The following is a 1324-nucleotide window of genomic DNA, read 5'->3' on the forward strand; positions in this document are numbered from 1 at the left end:
CAATTCCACGTGCTTCAATCCCGCCCTCCGCCAAAACGAAGAGCCTAACAGGACAGGCCAATCAGCCCATCTGCGACAAGACAATCTCGCCGCTCACGTGGTGCAGTATTCCACCGGCGTTCTCACAAGCCGATCTACGTCATCGGCCTTCCCAATGTGGCAGCAACAAAGCATAGAGAGTTCTGTTCATTGGTGCGTCCAGTCCCGCTTTCTCGGACATGCGTGCTGCGGCACCAGATATCCATTCGATCTCTAACGGCCGACCATATTCAACATCGATTGCTGTGGAGGCGCGCATGCTAGGTGGAAGAGTTTGCACCCGCTCCCATGTCTTTGTCTCGATGTCATCGGGTAGAGCGACACCAGAAGCACGGCCCAACGCAGCAGTTTCACGCACGACCTCCTGGAAAACAGCGGCTAATTCAGGGATACCTGTGATGTCGGCAATGGTGCAGCGGGCTGCGGCGGTAACCCCTGATACGGCGGAGAAAAGAACAAACTTGGACCAGAGGTCGCGCTCGATATCATCCGTTTCCGGTGCCGAAACGCCCGCGTCCGTCAATGCTTTCTGAAGTGCCCCAATCCGCTCCGATGGCCGGTTGTCGCGTTCTGCGAAGACGAACAGGTTAAAATCTCCAGTTTGCGCAATCACTCCTGGTGCCGAGATGGTTGTGGAAACCTGAGCCATTCCATTCGCGACATTGGCTTCCGGCAAAATCTCCGCGAGTCGATCGGAGGCCTCTACGCCGTTCAGGAATGGCACCACGACGGTGTCGTTCCCCAACATGGGTTTGCAGGCCTCGGCTGCAGCTTCGAGGTCATCGCCTTTGACGCCGAAAATGATCACATCGACCTCTCCGACCTCAGAGGTATCATCCGTCGCGATCCACGGGTGAATGGTGAGTTTGCCGTTTGGCGCGACAAGAGTAAGACCGTCCTTGGATATGGCATCTAGGTGGGCCCCGCGCGCGATCGTCACGATTTGATGCCCGCACAAGCCCAGTTTGACGGCCAGAAAGCCACCGATCCCACCCGTTGCTACAGTTGCAATCTTCATTGTCCCCTCCGATGGTTTTAGTCCCACGATAAGGATACCATAAACGAGCTTTTTGCCAAAAGGGGAGTGGGTTAAGGCACTACCGGGCCACGCAGCACATTACGGCTTGAAAAGTCTTTTTTTAGTGGCCGCTTCGGGCTGATTTTGTTGAAAAACTCTTCCTTGATTGGTGCATGAACTGCTGATTCAATTCTCTCAACGAGCGGGAGAATGAGCCATGATGGGACCGAAGCAGGAAGCGCAGGCAGCGCTGTTCTATGAGTTTTC

2 protein-coding genes are annotated in these 1324 nt (G+C 55.1%); both read right to left on the minus strand.

The genetic code is table 11. The annotated features are described in order from the left end of the window. Window positions 1–139: 139 nt before the first annotated feature. Window positions 140–1057 (minus strand): ketopantoate reductase family protein, encoded by a 918-nt coding sequence (locus tag GV827_RS23145; protein WP_164356694.1) that lies wholly within the window; start codon window positions 1055–1057, stop codon window positions 140–142. 71 nt (window positions 1058–1128) lie between these two features. Further along, the coding region (locus GV827_RS23485; protein WP_204326067.1) for a hypothetical protein at window positions 1129–1324 on the minus strand (196 nt) is incomplete at its 5' end.

The organism is Sulfitobacter sediminilitoris, assembly GCF_010667575.1.
GTDB lineage: Bacteria > Pseudomonadota > Alphaproteobacteria > Rhodobacterales > Rhodobacteraceae > Sulfitobacter > Sulfitobacter sediminilitoris.